Origin of the sequence: Bdellovibrio sp. HCB209 (assembly GCF_047306065.1) — a bacterium.
In the GTDB taxonomy this organism is placed as follows: domain Bacteria; phylum Bdellovibrionota; class Bdellovibrionia; order Bdellovibrionales; family Bdellovibrionaceae; genus Bdellovibrio.
Genome location: NZ_CP178618.1, coordinates 1,937,625 through 1,957,652, shown reverse-complemented (window position 1 = coordinate 1,957,652; position 20,028 = coordinate 1,937,625). Strand labels below are relative to the sequence as shown.

At 44.6% G+C, this 20,028-nt stretch carries 21 protein-coding genes; 3 read left to right on the top strand and 18 right to left on the bottom strand.

Annotated elements, in window-relative coordinates:
- Position 1: 1 nt before the first annotated feature.
- From ACLVWP_RS09555 to ACLVWP_RS09525, 7 genes are all read right to left on the bottom strand, one after another.
- Entirely contained in the window at positions 2–271 is a 270-nt protein-coding gene (locus tag ACLVWP_RS09555; protein ID WP_413557011.1) for a hypothetical protein, read from the bottom strand.
- The gene (locus ACLVWP_RS09550; RefSeq protein ID WP_413557010.1) at positions 268–3,228 is read right to left on the bottom strand and encodes a tetratricopeptide repeat protein; all 2,961 of its coding nucleotides are present in this window, start codon (positions 3,226–3,228) and stop codon (positions 268–270) included. Before ACLVWP_RS09550 ends, ACLVWP_RS09555 begins: the two co-directional genes overlap by 4 nt.
- Entirely contained in the window at positions 3,225–3,710 is a 486-nt protein-coding gene (locus tag ACLVWP_RS09545; RefSeq protein ID WP_413557009.1) for an ExbD/TolR family protein, read from the bottom strand. Before ACLVWP_RS09545 ends, ACLVWP_RS09550 begins: the two co-directional genes overlap by 4 nt.
- A 4-nt stretch (positions 3,711–3,714) precedes the next feature.
- Positions 3,715–4,179 (bottom strand): ExbD/TolR family protein, encoded by a 465-nt coding sequence (locus ACLVWP_RS09540; RefSeq protein WP_413557008.1) that lies wholly within the window; start codon positions 4,177–4,179, stop codon positions 3,715–3,717.
- 27 nt (positions 4,180–4,206) lie between these two features.
- A complete protein-coding gene (locus ACLVWP_RS09535; protein ID WP_413557007.1) occupies positions 4,207–4,887 on the bottom strand; it encodes a MotA/TolQ/ExbB proton channel family protein in 681 nt (226 codons plus the stop codon).
- A 263-nt stretch (positions 4,888–5,150) separates the two neighbouring features.
- Positions 5,151–5,993: a M14 family zinc carboxypeptidase gene (locus tag ACLVWP_RS09530; protein ID WP_413557006.1), complete on the bottom strand. Its 843-nt coding sequence runs from the start codon at positions 5,991–5,993 to the stop codon at positions 5,151–5,153.
- 127 nt (positions 5,994–6,120) lie between these two features.
- On the bottom strand, positions 6,121–6,810 hold the full coding sequence (locus ACLVWP_RS09525) for a PilZ domain-containing protein (protein WP_413557005.1): 690 nt from the start codon (positions 6,808–6,810) through the stop codon (positions 6,121–6,123).
- A gap of 77 nt (positions 6,811–6,887) precedes the next feature.
- Here ACLVWP_RS09525 and ACLVWP_RS09520 point away from each other — a divergent pair, with 77 nt between their 5' ends.
- Positions 6,888–7,463, top strand: coding sequence for an NADPH-dependent FMN reductase (locus ACLVWP_RS09520; RefSeq protein ID WP_413557004.1), 576 nt, complete (start codon positions 6,888–6,890; stop codon positions 7,461–7,463).
- On the opposite strand, the gene ACLVWP_RS09515 is transcribed toward ACLVWP_RS09520, so the two are convergent.
- The gene (locus ACLVWP_RS09515) at positions 7,444–7,614 is read right to left on the bottom strand and encodes a hypothetical protein (protein ID WP_413557003.1); all 171 of its coding nucleotides are present in this window, start codon (positions 7,612–7,614) and stop codon (positions 7,444–7,446) included. The two genes, ACLVWP_RS09520 and ACLVWP_RS09515, sit on opposite strands and share 20 nt — an antisense overlap.
- Before the next feature lie 231 nt (positions 7,615–7,845).
- Here ACLVWP_RS09515 and ACLVWP_RS09510 point away from each other — a divergent pair, with 231 nt between their 5' ends.
- A complete protein-coding gene (locus ACLVWP_RS09510) occupies positions 7,846–9,714 on the top strand; it encodes a potassium transporter Kup (RefSeq protein WP_413557002.1) in 1,869 nt (622 codons plus the stop codon).
- On the opposite strand, the gene ACLVWP_RS09505 is transcribed toward ACLVWP_RS09510, so the two are convergent.
- Both ACLVWP_RS09505 and ACLVWP_RS09500 read right to left on the bottom strand, forming a co-directional pair.
- Positions 9,711–10,883, bottom strand: a complete 1,173-nt coding sequence (locus ACLVWP_RS09505; protein WP_413557001.1) for a patatin-like phospholipase family protein — start codon at positions 10,881–10,883, stop codon at positions 9,711–9,713. The genes ACLVWP_RS09510 and ACLVWP_RS09505 overlap by 4 nt on opposite strands.
- Positions 10,884–11,036: 153 nt before the next feature.
- Positions 11,037–11,315, bottom strand: coding sequence for a hypothetical protein (locus ACLVWP_RS09500; RefSeq protein ID WP_413557000.1), 279 nt, complete (start codon positions 11,313–11,315; stop codon positions 11,037–11,039).
- A 443-nt stretch (positions 11,316–11,758) separates the two neighbouring features.
- Here ACLVWP_RS09500 and ACLVWP_RS09495 point away from each other — a divergent pair, with 443 nt between their 5' ends.
- A complete protein-coding gene (locus ACLVWP_RS09495) occupies positions 11,759–12,766 on the top strand; it encodes a hypothetical protein (protein ID WP_413556999.1) in 1,008 nt (335 codons plus the stop codon).
- A 126-nt stretch (positions 12,767–12,892) separates the two neighbouring features.
- Here ACLVWP_RS09495 and ACLVWP_RS09490 read toward each other — a convergent pair whose 3' ends face one another.
- From ACLVWP_RS09490 to ACLVWP_RS09455, 8 genes are all read right to left on the bottom strand, one after another.
- Entirely contained in the window at positions 12,893–13,468 is a 576-nt protein-coding gene (locus ACLVWP_RS09490) for a M23 family metallopeptidase (protein WP_413556998.1), read from the bottom strand.
- Between the two features lie 264 nt (positions 13,469–13,732).
- A complete protein-coding gene (gene glyA, locus ACLVWP_RS09485; RefSeq protein WP_413556997.1) occupies positions 13,733–14,980 on the bottom strand; it encodes a serine hydroxymethyltransferase in 1,248 nt (415 codons plus the stop codon).
- A gap of 70 nt (positions 14,981–15,050) precedes the next feature.
- Positions 15,051–15,527, bottom strand: coding sequence for an RpiB/LacA/LacB family sugar-phosphate isomerase (locus ACLVWP_RS09480; RefSeq protein ID WP_413556996.1), 477 nt, complete (start codon positions 15,525–15,527; stop codon positions 15,051–15,053).
- Between the two features lie 57 nt (positions 15,528–15,584).
- A complete protein-coding gene (gene fabF / locus ACLVWP_RS09475) occupies positions 15,585–16,856 on the bottom strand; it encodes a beta-ketoacyl-ACP synthase II (protein WP_413556995.1) in 1,272 nt (423 codons plus the stop codon).
- A 5-nt stretch (positions 16,857–16,861) separates the two neighbouring features.
- Positions 16,862–17,098, bottom strand: a complete 237-nt coding sequence (gene acpP / locus ACLVWP_RS09470; protein WP_142700235.1) for an acyl carrier protein — start codon at positions 17,096–17,098, stop codon at positions 16,862–16,864.
- A gap of 83 nt (positions 17,099–17,181) precedes the next feature.
- Positions 17,182–17,931, bottom strand: a complete 750-nt coding sequence (fabG, locus tag ACLVWP_RS09465) for a 3-oxoacyl-[acyl-carrier-protein] reductase (RefSeq protein ID WP_413556994.1) — start codon at positions 17,929–17,931, stop codon at positions 17,182–17,184.
- A gap of 101 nt (positions 17,932–18,032) precedes the next feature.
- Positions 18,033–19,007: an ACP S-malonyltransferase gene (gene fabD, locus ACLVWP_RS09460; RefSeq protein WP_413556993.1), complete on the bottom strand. Its 975-nt coding sequence runs from the start codon at positions 19,005–19,007 to the stop codon at positions 18,033–18,035.
- A 5-nt stretch (positions 19,008–19,012) separates the two neighbouring features.
- Complete coding sequence (locus ACLVWP_RS09455; RefSeq protein WP_413556992.1) at positions 19,013–20,008, bottom strand: beta-ketoacyl-ACP synthase III; 996 nt, start codon at positions 20,006–20,008, stop codon at positions 19,013–19,015.
- Positions 20,009–20,028 lie beyond the last annotated feature (20 nt).

The following is a 20,028-nucleotide window of genomic DNA, read 5'->3' as shown; positions in this document are numbered from 1 at the left end:
CCTAGTTTCTGTTTAGATCGTCTTGGATTCGGTCGTTAAATTCTTTTCTTCCGGCCAAAAGATCTTCCAATAATTTATCGTTTTCTACCGTGGCTTTCGTGTTCAGAGAGCTTTGGTATTTCCCGCGTAGAGCACTTCCATCAAACTTAAAGGAGGTACCTAATTGGGCTTTGTTACCATCGACTGCCTTCTTAGCTTTATTTGCTGCTAAGGCGCTTTGGCCACTCAGCACTAGGAGCAAGAAGGGGGCCAATAAAATTAGCTTTTTCATAGGCTTTTACCTCTCTGTAATTGATTTAAACGGCCTTCCAGGTATGACACCATTAGCGGATGGCCCATTTTTGTCTCTAGAGACTTAAGTTTTACAATCTCAGCTGCGTTGTTAGGCTCAGCTGCCACTGATTTGCGCGCGGAGGCCAAATCACTAGTCTGTACCGGTGACGAATTTAGCGCACTCATAACCGCTGACTTCATTTTACCCGTCATCTGCAATTGAGCGATGATGGTCATCTCGCGTTTAAGGATGTTTTGCACCTCAGGGCGAGCAGAAGCATAGTCTTGAGCCAATTGAGCCAAAGCAGGGGAGTTATTTAGTAGATCCTGCTCACGCTGTTCCGCGAACTTCGCTTTCCACAAGTAAGGCTTAGATTTTTGCTTCAAGATATCGATGTATTGAGCTTGCTCCTGTGGAGTCAGACCCTTAGGCATCGGAAGATTCGCCAAATCGCGAACCATTCTATGGTTTTCTTGAGCCATGATTTCTAGAACCATCAATTGAGCTGCGATATCACGAGTGCGGTTGGCTTCAGTCAAAAGACCATCAGCCTTCGACAAAAGCTTAATGCGCTCAGAGATACCTCTTTGCATTTGCTTGTCAGATTTAGCTACGATCATATGAACCGCGATTTGACTGCGGAACGTTTGAGCCTTGTTATAGAACGGCTGTTTTTGGATGAATTGAGCAGCAGAACGGTTTCTGATCTCTTTCATATCCAATACAGATTTAAGGCCGTTTGCATTGCTCGTGCGAGCGAATACCAACAAAGCTGTGTCGTTCAATAGAACTGGTTTGCGTCTCAATTCAGGAGCTTGGTTTTTCAACTCAGCTACTGGGTTTTTAGAAAGCAATACCAAACGAGTGCGCATAACTAGAGCACGGTCACCTTTAAGGCCCGCACGCAAAGAGGCGCGGTAGTGTCTTTCTGGATTCAGGTTCGCAAGATCCGCCAAAGTACCCAAGCGGAATTCACGGTCTTTGTCAGATACTTTAGGCATTGTCAGGCGCAAAGCTGTTTTATAAGCGTTCGCGAAATCCAATTTCTTCTCGTAGTAACCTGTCAATTGCTCAAGCAAAGCTTCTTTTTTAGCTGCTGGCAATTCAGCAACTGCAATTTGCTTATTCAAAGCTTGAACGTAAACTTCTTCCTCGCCCAATTTTTGAGCTAGGATCGCTTCGTTCGAATAGAACAGAAGTTTTTCATCAGATTTTGTTGCAGCTAGATTAGTCGCAGAGATTCTTTTTAAAACCGTGCGCATATCTGATTTGCTAGAGTTTGGGTTGTTCGCCAAAGCCGCAGCTTGATTCATCAAAGCCTTACGTGAAGTCGCTTCGAATTCTGCGCGGTGATTTGGGAAAAGTTTAGCATAATCATTTGCTAGCTCTTGGATTTGCTCGTCGTTTTTCAACTGAGCCAAGCTGTCCAAAGCAAGGTCCGCTGATTTTTTGCGAAGCTCTGGTTTACCATCTTTATCGTTTGCCAATTGATTAAAGGCAACGGCAGCTTCTTTAAGCTCTTTTTGTTGGTAGCTCAAGTAAGCCATTTGGTAACGAACTTCGAAAGTCTTGCCTTCGTCTTTACCTTTTTTAAGGAAATTGATGTAGGCAGCTTTTTGAATTGCGATGTCGCCTGATTTTTCACCAGCAGCAACTTCATTCAAAAGAGCGTTTTGGCGTTCTTTTTCTGACAATGAAGAGTTGTCGCTGATAGCGCGGTACAATTGAGCAGCAACGGCAGGTTTACCCATATCCATTGCTAGTTGCGCCCCGCGAGTCGTCATTTCCGTGTCTTCTGGGAATGTGTTCGAGTAAATCACATATGAGTTCAGAAGATCTTGGTCTGGTTTCAATTTTTTAGAGCGGTGAAGTTCAGTTACATAGGACTTCATCGTCTTTTTCAAATCTTCACATTTAGAAGGATCTTTGCAAGTGTTCTTAAAGGCTTTAGCTGCCTTAGCAAAGTCTTGTGTAGATTGAGCAGCCTGACCGCGATCGTAGTTGATTTTCGCCATACGTACGAAAGCTTCAAGAGTTTCAGTGTCAGTCAAACCTTCTTGATCCAAGTAACGGCTCAAGATGTCGTGAGCAGCTTGTTTTTGACCGATACGATCCGCTTCTTGAGCAAAGTTCAAAAGAAGTTCTTTGCGCTTTTCTTTTGGAGAAAGCACTTCGTAACGAGCGATATCTTTGATCGTGATAGCTCTGCGCGCATAGAATGTACCCAGGTCACGAACGATATCAGCATGGAATACAGGATCGTAAGTAGAGCCAGCCTCTGTATCACGAGTGATAAGCTCTGGTTTTCCTAACAAGCCTTCCAAAGTTTTGATAGCAGATACTAGTTTATCATCATTGAAGTCGCTCCAAGCCATATTGTAGATGACCAATGAGCGGTTTTGAAGTTTTCTATCCTTCAAAGCGATAACGTAGTTTTTCTTAGCGTCTTTAAACTTTTGTTTTTGGAAATACAAATCACCCAATTCTGCATGAGAACGGGATACGATTTCAGGAGAGATTGATTTTTTCTTAGAGTCTTTAACGATGCTTTCAAACAATTCGATAGATTTATCTGTTTGACCAGCCATTTCGTACAAGTGCCCCAATTGGAACAACACAGGACCATGTTCATTCAATTGGATTTTGCTAAGCAAGTTCTCGTAAATTTGAATCGCTTTTTGGCGATCCGCTTTAGAGCCTTTGCAGCCATCACAGTTAGCTTCCACTTCTAGCATAAAGCGCGAACGAGCTCTTTCTGCTAGAACATCAGCCAAACGTTGCTGAGTAGGTACCCATGACGGATCTTTTGAATCCATCGCGGAGAGAACGCGCTCCATCTTGCCGACAACAAGATCTTGCGTGTCGTTGTTCATCTTCTCTGCCTGAGCGATCTGTGTGAACAGAGCGCCCGCCAGAATAGGACTAAGAATGAGGAGGCGTTTTAGTGTTCTCATTGTTTTGGTACCACCGCAAATTTAAGTTTTTCAATACCAGCCAACGAACCCGCTTTGATAATTGGGTCAAGGTCAGCGTATTTCATCTCGGTGTCAGCTTGGATCATAAGCTCGATGCTATCTTTAGGGTCTTTTTTCAAAGACTCTAATTTTGAACCAAGTTGGCTGCCTGCGACTCTTTCGTCATTGATAAAGTAGTTACCTTTTTCAATTCTCAAGATCGGCATTTCTTTTTCTACGCTTGTCGCGTGGTCCGCAATCGGCAGATTGATAGGACCGGACTTAACTTCGATACCAGTCGATTGAGTACCAATAAGAAGGTAAATCACGATGATCGAAAAAGCGTCGATCAAAGAAGTCAGTGGCAAAGCCAATGCGAGATTGCTACCGCCGCCTGATTTTTTACGCGCACCTGGTTTTAGGCTTTGCGTTTCAGACAGAGGAGAGCGTTTTTGATTGGCGTTTAAGAATGAAGTTCTCATAAAATTACCCTAGTGGGGATAAGCCCACACCTTCGAATGAGTTTTGCTTCAATTTATCCATCACACGAATCACATCACCATAGTTGGTTTGTGCTCCGGGACGAACAACACTTGTTTTTAGATCAGGCCATTGCGCTTTCAAAGCTTGCAAACGCGTCTCAAGAGTCGCTAGATCCACGCCTTGAGATGATTTAGCAATGCGCTCTTCCAAAGTTTTAGCTTTAGGAATATCGCGCAAAGAAAGCTGCATGCTGCCGTCAGCTTCCATCGTCACCCAAAGGGACGGTGGGTTTACTGCGCCAGCAGTGGAGTTATCTCCGATAGCCTGTTTCGTATCCAATGTACCGATTTGCAACCAAACTGCAGTCAAAAGCAAAAAGCAGATGAGTACAGAGAGGATATCCAAGATCGGTAGGATATTGAGCTCGAAATTTAATTTGTCGTTACCGTTACCTGATGATGCGCTCATAAAGCCCTCTCAGAGTTATTCGTTTAATTACTTAAGTGCTTTTTCTTTTTTGTCAGAAACTGGAGCGTAGTGGTAACCAAGTTGGATGAACAAATTCAAAGCACCTTTGTTCAAGTCTTCAGTCAAACGAGTCGCTCTGTTTTGAAGAACCGCGTACATGATCAAAGCTGGAACCGCTACGATCAAGCCGTAAGCTGTTGTATTCATCGCCAAAGAGATACCTTGTGACAAGATCGCTGCTTTTTCAGCTGGGTTCGCATTCGCGATACCGGCGAAAGAGTGGATTAGACCTGTGATAGTACCCAATAGACCTAATAAAGTAGCTACGTTGGCAAACATCGCTAGGAAACCAATGCGTTTTTCAACACGGCTTGATTCTTCAAGAAGAACTTCATCCATTTTAAGTTGGATTTCTTCTTTGCCACCCATATCGATCGCAGCTTGGATACCAGCAGAAGCTACAACACCCATAGGTTGAGTCATACCCAACTGCATTGAGCGGCGTAGAGCCTTATCCAGGTTTCCTGACTTAATATCGTCAGCGATTGTTTTAGACATATCCTTTTGATTTACTTTGCGATTCATGAAAAGCGCGATAGAGCGCTCAGCAATAATAGCTACTGAAACGATCTGAGCAGCCAAAATAGTCCACATCCAGATAGCATCAGCTGAAGTAAAACCGCGACCAAGTGACATTAAAAATTCCATGTAATTCCTCCGGGGTTAAAAGTTTTCCCGCTGCCTTTGGAGCAAGCAGTAGGCCAGTAACGGAGGCGTTCAAATGGACTTGGCACGAAAATAGGGCCCTATTTTGTCACAGGTGACGTTTTGGGGCGCCCTTTAGGGAACAGATGATTGGGAGGTTCGGTGAAATACGGTGAGATTACAGAGGGGAATAGGGGCTAAAAAACAAAACCCAGTCTCGAAAGACTGGGCTCTGAATTCCAACCACGGAATTTTCTATTTAAAGGCTATTCTAAGTGAGTTCTTTGCAACATGCTGCGATCACATTTACCAGTGAAGGCGTGATCCTGAGCGCGTTGTTTGGGCGCATTTTCAAAGAATCTGCGCAGTCCTGGAACATTAACAGAAACCATTTGAGTCATTTGTGATTCAGAAGGCGTGTGAGTGTTGCCCATTTCGAACAACAAAGACCAGATACCATGTTTCCAGTAAGCGTAGTCTTCAAAAGCGCCATCAGCTGCATAAAGAAGGTCTTTAGAGTTACCTACTTCATAACCACTTTCCACCACAGCATCTTTAGATAGCTGGATGAACTTCGCATCGTCCTTCGTCATCACATCGCGAGTTGAGAATCCCCAAGGATAAAGAACTGCAGGCCAGTGAGTGTGAAGAGTTGCTGAGCTCACGATATTTTTTTGATCGATAAAGTCAGCCAAAGCCTTTGTTGCTTTGGATTTGAATGATTTCCCAGTAACACAAGGACCTGGGTAATCACGATTTTGATCGACGGAGCCCATACCACTTAAACGCTCATAGCGAGAGCGAGAGTTGAAACCAGAAACGTTCAATACCGGAATGATATAGACAGTGTGGCCTTTGATAGGATTCTTAGCGAAGGCATCCGCCGCACCCATGGCTACTGCTGTAGAGCCGTATTCATTGCCGTGGTGAGTAGCCACGATCAAATCCGCTGTTTCACCATTGCCAATTTTAATACCTACAATAGGCAGTCCAGAGTCAGACGTACCTAATTCAAACAACTCTGACGTTGTCGGATTGGCTTGTTGAATTTGTTGAAGAGTTTGCGTCACTGTAGTGTAGTTCGCTACAGGAGCAGCTGATGGAGACACTAATAAAGAGAATAAAAGTTCTAGCATGAATACAACGATGCTGAGTGCATGCAGGACTTGTCAAAAGGCTATGCTGGATCCAATTTGAAACTGGACTTAGAGCTGTAAAATCTAAGTCTTACGAATCTTAGGAAAGTGTCGCGAACTTTCTTACGTATTCAATCACCGAAGATTTAAATTCCTCTGGCAATCCTACGAAGCGCAGACCTGCGTAACCGTCATTCCCCATGTAAACCACTTCACAAGTTGTGGTGATGGTCTGATAAAGATTGGGGCTCGTCAGAGTTGCAAAGAATTTTTGTCCAATTTGCAGGCTTTCAGCATCGTTAATGCCCAGGCCGCCTTCACTGATCGAGATCACTCGGCATTTTACGGTAGCGCTGGTTGTGCCGACTTCAAATTCCAAAGTTCCCACGATCGGAACCCGAGGGTGAGATCTGCGGCTGATTCCCAAATCATCTACAACTTGTTGAAGGGCGTAGACTTCTTTCCAAGTTTTGCCGCCATCGGTAGAGATGTCGACTTGAGAAAGATCTGTCATCTTTTTTAATTGTACGATCATGTCAGAATATTTGAAGGCTTCTTTGTTCACTTTGCCTTCGATACGAGTCATCCAGTTTTTACTTTGATCGCCGGGAGCGGAGACTGGAACCATCTCTTTGACTTTAACTCGCCATTTGCTGGGAGTGTCCCATTCAACCTGGCCGCGGCCCCAGATCAAAGGCTCCTTGAAAGATGCAATTTGTGATTCAACTTCACCTGGTTCAAAAGGGCCAGTGACTTGTCCGTCATTTAAGATAAACCAAATTTTCGACATTGCGAATGCACCCTTCTGAAATCTGTATTGCTTTTATTACAGCGAAAGGTATATCACTTTGTCTAGGAGATTTACCAATGAAGTACATTATCGCAGGCACAGACCGTCCTGATTCCAAAACTCTTAAGCTCGCATACTACATTCAAGGGCTTTACAAAGAACAAGGTGAAACAGTAGAGGTTATTGACCTCAAAGACGTTAAGGAACACTTGCACACCGGCCCTCACTATGGAAAAGAGCACGCTGGTCTTCAGCCTTATCTTGATAAGCTGGTTGCTTCAGAAGGTTTGGTTGTGATCTGTCCAGAGTACAATGGCTCTATGCCAGGTGCTTTGAAGTACTTCATCGATCATATGAAGTTCCCTGAAACTTTCGAATATCGTCCTGTTTGCTTTATCGGCTTGGGTTGGATGTTTGGTGGTCTTCGTCCTGTGGAACACTTGCAACAGATCTTTGGATATAGAAATGCCTTTATCTATCCAGAACGTATTTTCATTACGAATGCTCCGAAGGTTCTGAATGATAACGGGGAGCCACAAGACGAGACGATCAAAAAGTTGATCGTGAAGCAAATCACAGGCTTCAGAAACTTTGTTTCTGCGCTGTCTGCATTCAAACTGGATGCAAACTCAGTTATTGCGTCAAAGAAGTAGTTGTTGTCGCTGGTTGGCGATTGTCAGCCAGCGTTTTTTCGTTCAAGCGAACTTCAAAATAAACTAATCCCACGAGTATCAATAATGCCAAGGCCCACTTTGAGTGTGTGAAGGCATAAATCAGCGAACTTTTAAGGTCAGATCGAAACATAAGTTTACTCCCTGAGTCTTTATTTTCCCTTATCGCTCAAAAAGAAGGCAACTGAAGAAGCTGCAATGTGAAGTGCTGCGTTAGGACCTCTAGTCCAGCTGCTGACAAGAGCTTTGCGATTCCCTACACTTAGCCGATATGCCCTTTTGCTTCGCAGAAGGAAGTATTTAAAAAAAATGGGAGTACGATATCGAACACCAAGACCATAGTCATAAAAATACCAACCTAGCGATGGTAGCTCTGGCCGCATTGGGAATTGTTTTTGGAGATATCGGTACAAGTCCTCTGTACGCTCTTCGTGAGTGTTTCGGTGGTGAGTATGGACTGACGGTCACTCCGGAAAACGTTTTGGGAATTCTCTCTCTGATATTCTGGACACTTCTTTCTGTGATGTGCGTGAAGTACATGGCGTTCGTTATGCGCGCAGATAATAAAGGTGAGGGTGGGATTCTTTCGTTGATGGCTCTTGCCGTTCGCTCGCAACATACTAAAGACATCACTCATCGTCGTTGGATTATGACGATCATCGGTTTGTTTGGTGCCGCTCTCTTGTATGGTGATGGTGTGATTACGCCGGCGATCTCGGTCCTGTCTGCGATGGAGGGTTTAAAGATCGTCACCGATCAATTTGATCCTTACATTATTCCAGTCACGATTTTCATCATCAATGCTTTGTTCCTTATGCAAAGATACGGCACAGGTCGCATCGGTGTGATCTTTGGTCCCATCTTGCTTTTGTGGTTCACAACATTGGGCTTCCTCGGTGGAGCCGCTATCATTGAAAATCCCGCGATCCTGCAAGCACTATGGCCTCAGCAAGCTGTGGAGTTCTTGTTCCGCAATGGGATGCATGGCTTCTTGGTCTTGGGTTCTGTCGTCCTTGTTGTTACTGGTGGTGAAGCGCTTTATGCGGATATGGGTCACTTTGGTAAGACGCCGATTCGTATGGCTTGGTTCTTTGTGGCGTTGCCAGCTTTGCTTTTAAACTACTTCGGTCAAGGTGCGATCCTTCTGACGGATGCGGCTTCTATTTCAAATCCATTCTATCTGTTAGCTCCGAAATGGGCGATCATTCCGATGGTTTGTTTAAGTACGACGGCGGCTTTCATCGCTTCCCAGGCTTTAATTTCTGGAGTTTTCTCTTTGACTCGTCAGGCGATTCAATTGGGATTCTGTCCTCGTATCAATATCGTGCATACATCGTCTCAAGAAATCGGACAGATTTACATTCCAGCGATCAACTGGTCGCTGTTCGTGGGTGTGATCTGGTTGGTTCTTACCTTTAAAACATCCAGTAATCTTGCCGCAGCTTACGGTATTGCGGTGACGGGAACGATGGTTATCACCACGATTCTGGCTTACGAAGTTGCTCGCCAAAAATGGAATTGGAGCTTTTTAAAAGCTTTCAGTATTTTCGGTGTGTTCTTTGTGATCGATATGGCTTTCTTTGGGGCGAACTTCCATAAGATCCCTCATGGCGGTTGGGTTCCATTGGTCATTGGTGCTGTGATTTATCTTTTGATGACGACATGGCAAAAAGGCCGTCAGGTTTTGTTCCGTCGTTTGAAAGAGCGCTCGATGCCGACAGAAGATTTCTTATTGAAGCTTTTGCGTGAGCCGCCAATTCGTGTTCCAGGAACTGCGATCTATATGTCTGGAGATCCTTGGGGTGTTCCAGCGCCGTTGTTACATAATTTGAAACACAACAAAGTCTTGCATCAGCGTATTGCGATCTTAACGATTCAAACGCGTGAGGTTCCGTTTGTTTCTAAGAAAGACAATATCTCGATCCAAGAGATCGTTCCAAATTTCTATCGTATCTTGGCTTATTACGGCTTTATGGAAACTCCTAAGATGAAACACATCCTAGAAGCCTGCCGTAATAAAGATATCAATTTCAATGTGAACGAAACGACATTTGTGTTGGGACGTGAAACAATCATCGCGACTAAAGGACCTTCACGTCCTGATGAGCCGCACATGTCACACTGGCGTGAGCGTTTGTTTGCAGTGATGTCTAAAAATGCCCAACGTCCAACAGCGTTCTTCCGTATCCCACCGAATCAAGTGATCGAAGTGGGTATTCAGGTCGAAATTTAGTTTTGCAATTGAGCTTCTGCTGGTGGGTCTTTCATTTTTTGACCTGTCAGCAGTCGAGTCAATTCATCACGAGCCCGCAAACCATCTGCATGACCGATCTCGATCAATTTTTGCACATAGGCTTTTTCAAATAATAGAAAACTTGAAAGCTCTGCGGATTCTTCCAGACTTCCCAAGCCTCGCAGTAAATAGCGAATCATCTTGGGAAGTTCTTGAGCTGTTTCTGCTGCAAGTTTTGAAAAGTCCTCTGAGGGAGAGATCCATAAGGCATCGACATGTCGAACATTCAGATGTTTTCGCTCGGAATGGTGAATTTTTCCCAGCGCTAAATTGATGCGCTCAATTCTTTCGATATCAAATTCGATCCCATCGCTCATGATCGCATGTAAAAGGACGCTCGCCACACGTGCAACACTCGGCATTTCCGTCGGCGATACTTCGTGCGTGGTAAAACAGATATCCTGTTTGCGTCTGACACCGATCGCAAGCAATCGGTCCGCTCCCATGTAAATAGCGGGTCCGCACGGACTGAAGTTCCGAATCGATCCATCCCCGTAATATCGGGAATTCACCGCAATCGGCGGGAATAAAACCGGGATGGCGGCGGACGCCATGATATGATCGGCGGTGATTGGTGAACGTGTCGCTTGTCTTCGCACTCTTTCCCATAAAGGTATCTCCGTTCTTCCTTGAATAAAAGTGACTGTCGATGATGTGTGAAAATCTAAAGCAGAAATTCCTAAGGCTTGAATGACTCCCGCGTCGATTTTCTTTTGGATATTTTCAAAGTGACAATTTTTCTCAATCAAGGCGCGAAGGGGAGCGGTGTTCAGAAGCGATTTTCCCGGAGTGCTTTTCATCCCGCCGCTGGAAAGATCCATCAGCCAGTGCATCGCTACACCTGTGAGTGAGATCGTGTCGGAAACAAAAATATCGGGGCTTTCTAAGTGCCGCCAAATTCCTCGCAAGGATTCGCACGCTTCAACGAAAGATCCCGGATGAGCTGTTAAAGCACAGGCGTTGATGGCGCCCGCACTGACTCCGGTATAGATCTGAAAAGGATTGTCGATTGAAAGTTCTCTGCATAATTCAGCGACAGCTGACAATACACCAACTTGATATGCACCACGTGCGCCGCCACCAGAAAGTACCAGGCCTAAGTTCGACATGAAACAAGACTCCTTCCGGACTTGCGATTTTCTGTCGCGAGAGAGAAACTAAGTTCAAGACGAGACCGAGATAGCAAATTTATTTTTACTATCCACTCTATTGAAAGAGTAAATTGATCTCGCTAAGGGAGCCCACGGCTCCCTTCTTTATTTTCAGGGGTTGTTGTTGCGATAAGCTTCTTGCTCCGCTCTGCGCTCTGCCTCTAAAACTTCAGACAGATGAGTGCGGCGACTTTTCACGGTGCGATCGATCTTATTTAAATAAGTCGCCAGATGATGAAAGAGCTTCTCCGTTTCAGAGTCGGTTTCCAGTCGACCTTCTTCGCCCTTAATTTCCTCAATCAAACGATCGATAATAAAAAGAGCCGCATTAAGGTTCGTACCCACGTCATGAAGAAACTCGGTCTCTTTATATAGCTCCCGATCCACCATAAACTCCCCCTTCAAAGAATTATGCGAAGGGGAGATCAACCCCTCAACATGTAGCATTGCATCCCTAAAAGGCGCCTGCCGCTTTTCAGGAACGCGGCGCGTGAAGTTTTTATCTGAGGCGCAACTGGAGCCAAAATGAACATCACTTGAATAGCAGTTGCGAAATCGAACCTGCTCAATTTTTAGGCTTCAGCGCGTCTTCTTAGCGGAAATATTAGGTTATTGTCAGGATTTGGTGTTGAAATGCGACCAAAGACCTGGCACTTTCATTGCTTATATTCAAATTGGCTCCATTTTGGGACCAGTTGATCGCTCCAGTTGAAATCGTGGTGAATGTTAAACGACAAGCAACAAAGAGCTGATGGAATAGTGCTAATAAAATTGAGTTTATTAAAAGGTATTAACAATTAACAACGTTTAACGAAACAAGGGGAATCAATCAGGTGAAAAAACAAATTCTTTCTTCACTTATTTTGGCAGGATCTTTGGTAACAGCAGTTTCTGCATTCGCAGCTGAAGAAAACCAAAGCGCAAACACAAGCACAGTAAAAGTAACTGACGTTCAAAAAAAGGACGAGCAAGTTGGTGATATCGACAACGAAATCACAAATGCACGCCTTCGTGCAACTTTGGGTTCTAAATCTCGTTGGTCTTTCAAATCTTCATTGGGTTACAACGGTGGTTCTATCGAAAAACCAATGGACTCTTTGCGCCCAGCATACCGTTACGGTGCTCGCCAAACTTTGACTGCATTGAGCGGTGATGTTGGTATCAACTACCGTGTGACTGAACGTGACAGCTTGAGCCTTTCTACAGGCATCACTATTATGGATCCATTCCATGGTGACATCACTAAGCCAGCTAAAGATCCTCGTTATGCTGATCAAGTAGCTCCTCGTTACCAAGTTTCTACGCCTTCAATGACTTGGAGCCGTGGTTACAAAGCATGGGGCATGCAAATGGCTTCTGATGCAACTGTTGCTATGTACACTGATTCTGACTCCTCTGATACAAACTCAAAGGGTGCGATCATGGCGAGCCAAACTTTCTTGGCTGATCTTGGCAACTCTAACTGGTCTGGCGGCTTGAATGCTTCTTTCGACTATGAAGTTTACGGCGGCGGCATTAAGAATGCTGAAGTTGAAGCTGACTACGCAAGCGGTTTGGCAAGACGTACAGATATGATCCTAGCGATCTACCCATTCGCTGAATACACTTTCAACGATACATACTCTTTCCGTACAGTTTTCGGTTACTTTGAATTCTACAAAGACAAAGACGAATACGGTAACAGCACTGACTTCTACCAAAAAGAGCCATACCAATCTATGGGTATCGGTATCTCTGTAACTCGTGATATCTACTTGTATCCGAATATCCAGTTTGCACCTAAAGACATCCGTGCAGACAGAACAAACGTTGCGCTTTCTGCGAACATCAACTTGTTCTAATAACTCCCAAAGAGTTAAAGACATAGAGAAGGCAGCCCCACAAAGGCTGCCTTTTTTTATTTCTGAATAGCGTGCGTGTGCTGAATAAAAAAAGGAGGGGGGACCCTCCTTTTGCATTTTTAAGCTTTAAAGCTGAGCAGTTGATGTTGCCGCTGTTGTTGGAAGAAGCGGAAGAGGATCGATCGGGCCGCGGTTTCTGCGGATCTCAAAGTGTAAGTGAACTCCGGTTGCGCGTCCTGTGCGTCCCATGGCTCCAATAACTTCGCCTTTGCGAACTTTTTGACCTTCGGAAACCAAGATCTTGTCGAAGTGAGCGTACAATGTCGCCCAACCTGTCCCAGACTCGATTAGAACCATTTTTCCGTACCCTTTAAACTCACGACCAGCATAGATGATTGTGCCACCTTGGGCAGCCAATATAGGCGTTCCTTTAGGAGCGGCCAAATCAATGCCAAGATGTGGTCTGCGTTTATTAGGTAAGAATCCACGAGTCATGCGAGCACTATCAACCGGCCAATCAAAGCCGATCTCTTGCTCGATGGTCATTGGTTGATCAGAAGCCATCCCGCGATTGGGAGAGCTTGAACCATTAGCCATCAGATCTCTGGAAAGGGGTGTGTGATAAGTCGCACAGGAACCCAAAAGTCCTGTCACGAAAATGCATCCTGCAAAGTTAACGAGTTGTTTCCATCCTGGTGTCATATCGTTAACTATAACGTACAAGGTCTCGTATCCAAAGGATTTTTTGCCCAAAATACCCATAAAATATGACGCAAAAATAACAAATGTTAATTGCCTATTTTTCAATCATTTCGCAAAGATATAAGAAAAAGACGATGACAGGAATAGAGTTATTTATCCAGACAGTGGTCGAGGTGATTTCGCTCTAAAATAAAACAAAAAAGGCGCACCGAATGCGCGCCTTTTCCCTCTGTAAGAGATGCTTTCGTCTCTGAAAAGCAGAGATTAGTAAATCGGGAAGTGCTTACACATTTCCTTAACTTCGTTGTGAACTTTGTTTTTCAAATCCGTATTGTCGGCATTGTTCAATACCTGCGCAATCCATTGACCGATCTTCTTCATTTCTGAAGTGCCCATTCCACGCGTCGTCAAAGCAGGTGTTCCGATACGAATACCGCTTGTTACGAATGGAGAGCGTTTTTCATTCGGTACTGTGTTTTTATTCACAGTGATACCTGCTTCATCCAAGGCAATCTCAGCAACTTTACCTGTGATCTCGCGATCTGAAAGATCAATCAACATCAAGTGATTGTCCGTACCACCAGTTACAAGTTTAAAGCCTTGAGACAAAAGTTCTTCTGACAATGTTTTTGCATTCTGAATAACTTTGCCACTGTAGTCTTTGAATTCTGGTTTCAATGCTTCACCAAATGCGACAGCTTTACCAGCGATCACATGCTCCAATGGACCACCTTGAATACCAGGGAAGATGCGAGAGTTCATGACTTTCGCTTTTTCCTCAGAGTTCGTAAGGATCATGCCTCCACGAGGACCACGCAAAGTTTTGTGGGTCGTCGTTGTTACATAATCAGCGTATTCCGCAGGTGACGGGTGGTGGCCTGTAGCAACCAAGCCTGCAAAGTGAGCCATATCAACCAAAAGGTCAGCGCCTACTTCAACTGCGATCTCTTTAAATTTCGCGAAATCCAAAACACGTGGGTAAGCCGAATAGCCCGCGATGATCAATTTTGGTTTTGTTTCTTTAGCCACTGCGCGGATTGTATCGTAATTGATACGACCTGTTTCTGGATCCAATTTGTAAGAAGCCGCTTTGAAAAGCATGCCAGAGAAATTCACTGGAGATCCGTGAGTCAAGTGACCACCGTGAGACAAATCCATTCCCAGGATTGTGTCGCCAGCTTTGCAAGCCGCCAAGTAAACACCCATGTTTGCTTGAGAACCAGAGTGCGGTTGTACGTTCGCAAAGTTCATGTTGAAAAGTTTTTTCGCGCGCTCAATCGCAAGTGATTCAACTGTATCAACGTTTACGCAACCACCATAATAACGTTTGCCTGGGTAACCCTCAGCATATTTGTTTGTCAGGATAGAACCTTGAGCTTCCATCACAGCTTTAGATGTGTAGTTTTCAGAAGCGATCATCTCAAGACCGAATTGTTGGCGCTCAGATTCTTTTTGAATCACTCCAAAAACTTCAGGATCAACTTGGTTCAATGTCATAGATGTCGAATTCATAGATAAAGCTCCGATGGAAGGAAAACTGTTAGGCGTAAAGTATCACTCGAGTCTCGGAAATATAAAAGTCTCAACAACCAGTGTCGGTTGCCAATTTATCTACGCGTTGCTGATGTCTGCCGCCGGCGAATTTCGTGTTCATAAACTCTTTCACCATCTTGATCGCAAGATCTGGAGAAGTGAAACGAGCACTTAAAACTAGAATGTTAGCATTATTATGTTCACGAGAAAGTTTAGCGATGTCTTCATTCCAGCAAAGAGCAGCACGCATGTGTTGGTATTTGTTTGCACGAATCGCCATCCCTTGTCCGGATCCGCAGATCAAAACACCCATAGCTGGTCCAGTAAGAGGATCCATTACGCCAGACTTCTGATTTAGGATTTCAACCTTAGTTAGCTCTTTGCAAACTTTGTCAGCATAGTCGGGGTAGTCGACAGAATCCCCAGTGAATGTCCCTTGATCTTTCCATTCAAATTCTGGAAACGCAGACATCACTTTAAGTTTTAGATCCAAGCCAGCATGGTCGCAACCGATATAAATAATCATGATAAATCCCTTGAAGTCGTACAAAGAAAAAAGCCCCTGGAGTTCAGGGGCTTTTAATTAGTTTTTCAATTTAGAGAAGATCATACAAGCATTCGTTCCACCAAAGCCGAAGCTGTTGTTTAGAACGTTGTCGATCTTCGCCTCACGCGCTTTGTGAGGTACATAGTCCAGGTCGCAATCTTCACTTGGATTTTCCAAGTTCAAAGTTGGTGGAGCAATCTGATCGCGAATCGCCATCACACAGAAAGCAGATTCAATTGCACCAGCCGCGCCCAACGCGTGACCTGTCATAGATTTCGTGCTCGAGACCATCACGTTTTTCGCGTGATCACCCAAAAGGTGTTTGATCGCGGCCGTTTCCAAACCATCGCCCACTGGAGTCGAAGTTCCGTGTGCATTGATATATTGGATATCTGTTGCTTTAAGACCAGAGTCTTTAAGCGCCATTGCCATAGCCGCATAACCACCAGCACCTTCTGGAGCCGGAGAAGTCATGTGGTAAGCATCTGAAGAAACACCGTAACCTGTGATTTCGCAAAGGATCTTAGCGCCGCGTTTTTCAGCGTGTTCCAAAGATTCGATACACAAAATCGCAGCACCTTCACCCAAGACAAAACCATCACGGTCTTTATCCCAAGGACGGCTGGCTTTTTCTGGAGCATCGTTGCGAGTCGAAAGCGCTCTCATCGCAGCAAAACCACCAACAGCCAAACGGCAGATAGTTGCTTCCGCACCACCAGCAAGCATCACGTCAGCAACACCGTCACGGATGTAGCGAACTGCATCTCCGATAGAGTGAACACCAGAAGCGCAAGCCGATGTAACAGAATAATTTGGACCTTTAAGTCCCAATGCGATTGAAACCTGGCCGGCAGCCAAGTTCGTGATCACGGATGGGATAAAGAATGGACTGACACGTCCAGGTCCTTTTTCTTTCATCTTGATGGAGGTCTCTTCAAGGTTTTGCAACCCGCCGATACCTACACCAATGATAACTCCCGTTGTTGCTTTCTCTTTTTCAGAAAGCTCCAATTTCGCCATTTCAATCGCCATTTTTGAAGCGGCGATTGAATAGTGAATGAACTCATCCATTTTCTTTTGCTCTTTTTTCTCGATGTATTGATCGGCTTGAAAGCCTTTCACTTCACCGGCAAAAGTCACGTCGAAGCCTGTTGTATCAAATTTAGTGATCTTGGCGATACCAGTTACACCTTTTTTAGCGTTAGACCAGCTCTCCTCGATAGTATTACCAAGGGGAGTCACGGCGCCAACACCAGTTACAACAACTCTTCTTTGTGTGATGGATGGACGTTCAAATCGGGATGACATAAAGACTACGCTTTACCTTTTTTTTCTAGGTAAGAAGCAACGTCTTGAACAGTCTTAAGCTTTTCAGCATCTTCGTCTGGGATTTCAAGATCGAATTCTTCTTCCATAGCCATTACTAGCTCAACGATATCCAAGCTGTCTGCACCAAGATCGTCGATGAAAGAAGCCTCTGGCTTAACTTTATCTGGATCTACGCCAAGTTGTTCTACGATGATGTCTTTAACTTTTGGATGCAATGCCATTTAATCCTCCTGGGTCATTTCCAATTTACTTTTAAACTTAAACTTTGCCTTTTGGGCGTTTATTCCATCGCACCAGGGGTGCGTTATTCCATAAACATTCCGCCGTTCACGCTGAGAGTTTGTCCAGTGATGTATTTTGATTCATCACTAAGCAAGAATCTAACAGCTTGAGCAACGTCAGCACCTTCGCCAATTTTGTTCAAAGGTACTTTTTCTAAAATCTTTGCTTTCACTTCTTCAGGCAATACGTCAGTCATTTCTGTAGAGATATAACCAGGAGCCACGTTGTTCACGCGCACGTTTCTGGAAGCCAATTCCAAAGCAACAGATTTTGCGAAAGCCACAGTTCCAGCTTTAGAAGCTGCGTAGTTCGCTTGTCCTGCATTTCCAGTTTGGCCAATAACAGAAGTGATATTAACGATAGAACCTTTACGAGCCTTCATCATTGGTTTAGTGAAAGCTTTAGTAACCAAGAAAGTTCCGCGTAGATTTGTTGAAACAACAGAATCGAAATCATCTGCTTTCATACGCAACAACAATTGGTCTTTCGTGATGCCAGCATTGTTCACAACGCCGTCAACTTCAGACCATTTTTCAAGAATGTGCTCGACCGCTTCATTCACAGATTGTTCGTTAGCAACGTCCATCTTGATATAGAAGTGACCTTCACCTTTTAGAGTGTGAGCAACTTGTTGTGCAGATTCTTCGCGAGATGAGTAAGTGAAAGCAACTTGAGCGCCTTCATCAGCAAGAAGTTTAACAATAGCAGCACCGATACCACGGCTGCCACCAGTGACGACGATTTTCTTACCTTGAAGTGAATTTCCGCTCATTAATCTTTCCTTAAGCTATGTCATAAAAAAACTAGGGCAAAAGCTCATCGATTTTTATGCGAGTCCACTCTGTCCGAACTCGAAATAAAGCTCAAGAAATTTCAATGACTCGTAGCTTTCAAAAAATCCTCAATAGTTTTGAGGTCTTCCATAGAAGTTGTGGTCATTACTTTAAAGAATTCGCCATCAATTTTCTTTAGCAACCCTTGGATCACTTTTCCAGCGCCGCATTCGATAACTTGAGAGTGTCCAGAAGTCTTTAAAGTCTCCATAGATTGAGTCCAACGCACTGGTGCCGAAACCTGGCGGATCAGATTCTCGCGAAGGTTAGCGCCTTCCGTTTCAAATTTCGCGTGGAAATTTTGAACGATCGGGAATGCCGCAGTTTTGAACTCCATCGCGGTCAAAACCAAACGCATAGTGTCTTCGGCAGGTTTCATCATTTCGCAGTGGAACGGTGCGGACACTTGAAGAGGAATCAATTTGGCACGCTTCGGAGCTTCGGCCCAGATAGCTTCTGGTTTAAAGTTATCCTTCAACCAGTTGACAGCTTTCATAGAACCAGAAATAACGATTTGACCTGGGGAATTGAAATTCGCCGCAGACAATGGACCAAAGCCAGAATTTTTAACTGTCCATTGGCAAAGAGTTTCAACTTGATCTGGTTCCAAGCCAAGAACAGCAACCATGCCGCCTTGACCTACTGGAACTGCAGATTGCATTGCTTGTCCGCGAGTGCGAACAGCTTGCATCGCTTGATCAAAGCGAATCACATCTGCTGCAACCAAGGCTGCATATTCACCAATAGAGTGACCTGCTGCTGATTGAACTTTAATACCAAACTCAGAGCGCAAAACTCTTTGTGTGGCTGTGGAAACCAACAACAACGCTGGTTGAGTATTTTCAGTCAAAGCAAGATCAGCTTCAGAGCCTTCGAAGCAAAGCTTCTTCATGTCTTGTTTGAGTGCTTCAGAACCTTCTTCGAAAGTTTCTTGAGCGATTTTGAAGTTTTCAGATAAAAAACGGCCCATGCCAGGTTGTTGGCTGCCTTGTCCGGGAAATACCAGAGTGAACATAATTTTTAGTACCTCAATAGAACGGAACCAGACGTCAAGCCTGCACCGAATGCAGTAAGCAAGATCGTTTGACCACGTTTGATTTTTCCATTTTGAACGGCCCAGTCAAAGGCCAACGGGATTGAAGCGGAAGATGTATTACCTGTTTCGTGCAAGTAAAGGATCACGCGCTCCATTGGGAACTTGAATTGATCAGCAACAGCTTCAACGATGCGTTTGTTAGCTTGGTGAGGAACAATCCAGTCTACGTCATCAGCAGACATGTTGTTTGCTTCCAAAGCTTCCTTGCAGCAAAGAGCCATTGTGCGAACTGCGTTCTTAAAGATCTCGCGACCTTTCATAGAAACGTAGTGCAAATTGTTGTCTAGAACATATTGGGATTGAGGCATCAAACTGCCGCCACCTGGAAGTGTCAGAAGTTCAGCTAAATCGCCATCCGCATGAAGGTGAGTGGAAGCAATCACGTTTTTATCGCCATCTTGTGCGCGAGAAATAACGAATGCACCAGCACCGTCGCCGAAGAGAATGCATGTTTCACGATCTTTAAAATTCACAAAGCGAGACAGAACCTCAGCTCCAAGAACCAGAACGTTTTTGTACATACCTGTGCGGATAAATTGATCAGCAATAGAAACGGAATAAAGGAAGCCCGAGCAAGCAGCATTCAAATCGAAAGCCACGATATTGCGGCAGCCTAGTTTACTTTGTACGTAACAAGCTGTGGAAGGCATTTGACGGTCACCAGTAACGGTGCCGACGATGATCATATCAATGTCTTGAGCTGTAAGATTGGCGTCTGCAAGAGCTTTTTGTGCAGCACGAACGCAAAGGTCAGATGTACCTTCACCTTCGGCTGCGATATGGCGGCGTTCGATCCCAGTGCGTTCTACAATCCATTGATCGGACGTCTCTACCATCTTCTCCAAATCGAAATTTGAGAGAATCTTTTCCGGTAGATACGACCCAATCCCTGCTACACGAGATCGATAAATTCCTGCCATGGATATCAACCTAACCCTAA

Bases quoted from the DNA above. Each gene is read 5' to 3' on its own strand.
- ACLVWP_RS09555 (WP_413557011.1), bottom strand. From the start codon at position 271: ATGAAAAAGCTAATTTTATTGGCCCCCTTCTTGCTCCTAGTGCTGAGT.
- ACLVWP_RS09550 (WP_413557010.1), bottom strand. From the start codon at position 3,228: ATGAGAACACTAAAACGCCTCCTCATTCTTAGTCCTATTCTGGCGGGC.
- ACLVWP_RS09545 (WP_413557009.1), bottom strand. From the start codon at position 3,710: ATGAGAACTTCATTCTTAAACGCCAATCAAAAACGCTCTCCTCTGTCT.
- ACLVWP_RS09540 (WP_413557008.1), bottom strand. From the start codon at position 4,179: ATGAGCGCATCATCAGGTAACGGTAACGACAAATTAAATTTCGAGCTC.
- ACLVWP_RS09535 (WP_413557007.1), bottom strand. From the start codon at position 4,887: ATGGAATTTTTAATGTCACTTGGTCGCGGTTTTACTTCAGCTGATGCT.
- ACLVWP_RS09525 (WP_413557005.1), bottom strand. From the start codon at position 6,810: ATGTCGAAAATTTGGTTTATCTTAAATGACGGACAAGTCACTGGCCCT.
- ACLVWP_RS09520 (WP_413557004.1), top strand. From the start codon at position 6,888: ATGAAGTACATTATCGCAGGCACAGACCGTCCTGATTCCAAAACTCTT.
- ACLVWP_RS09515 (WP_413557003.1), bottom strand. From the start codon at position 7,614: ATGTTTCGATCTGACCTTAAAAGTTCGCTGATTTATGCCTTCACACAC.
- ACLVWP_RS09510 (WP_413557002.1), top strand. From the start codon at position 7,846: ATGGTAGCTCTGGCCGCATTGGGAATTGTTTTTGGAGATATCGGTACA.
- ACLVWP_RS09505 (WP_413557001.1), bottom strand. From the start codon at position 10,883: ATGTCGAACTTAGGCCTGGTACTTTCTGGTGGCGGCGCACGTGGTGCA.
- ACLVWP_RS09500 (WP_413557000.1), bottom strand. From the start codon at position 11,315: ATGGTGGATCGGGAGCTATATAAAGAGACCGAGTTTCTTCATGACGTG.
- ACLVWP_RS09490 (WP_413556998.1), bottom strand. From the start codon at position 13,468: ATGACACCAGGATGGAAACAACTCGTTAACTTTGCAGGATGCATTTTC.
- glyA (WP_413556997.1), bottom strand. From the start codon at position 14,980: ATGAATTCGACATCTATGACATTGAACCAAGTTGATCCTGAAGTTTTT.
- ACLVWP_RS09480 (WP_413556996.1), bottom strand. From the start codon at position 15,527: ATGATTATTTATATCGGTTGCGACCATGCTGGCTTGGATCTAAAACTT.
- fabF (WP_413556995.1), bottom strand. From the start codon at position 16,856: ATGTCATCCCGATTTGAACGTCCATCCATCACACAAAGAAGAGTTGTT.
- acpP (WP_142700235.1), bottom strand. From the start codon at position 17,098: ATGGCATTGCATCCAAAAGTTAAAGACATCATCGTAGAACAACTTGGC.
- fabG (WP_413556994.1), bottom strand. From the start codon at position 17,931: ATGAGCGGAAATTCACTTCAAGGTAAGAAAATCGTCGTCACTGGTGGC.
- fabD (WP_413556993.1), bottom strand. From the start codon at position 19,007: ATGTTCACTCTGGTATTTCCCGGACAAGGCAGCCAACAACCTGGCATG.
- ACLVWP_RS09455 (WP_413556992.1), bottom strand. From the start codon at position 20,008: ATGGCAGGAATTTATCGATCTCGTGTAGCAGGGATTGGGTCGTATCTA.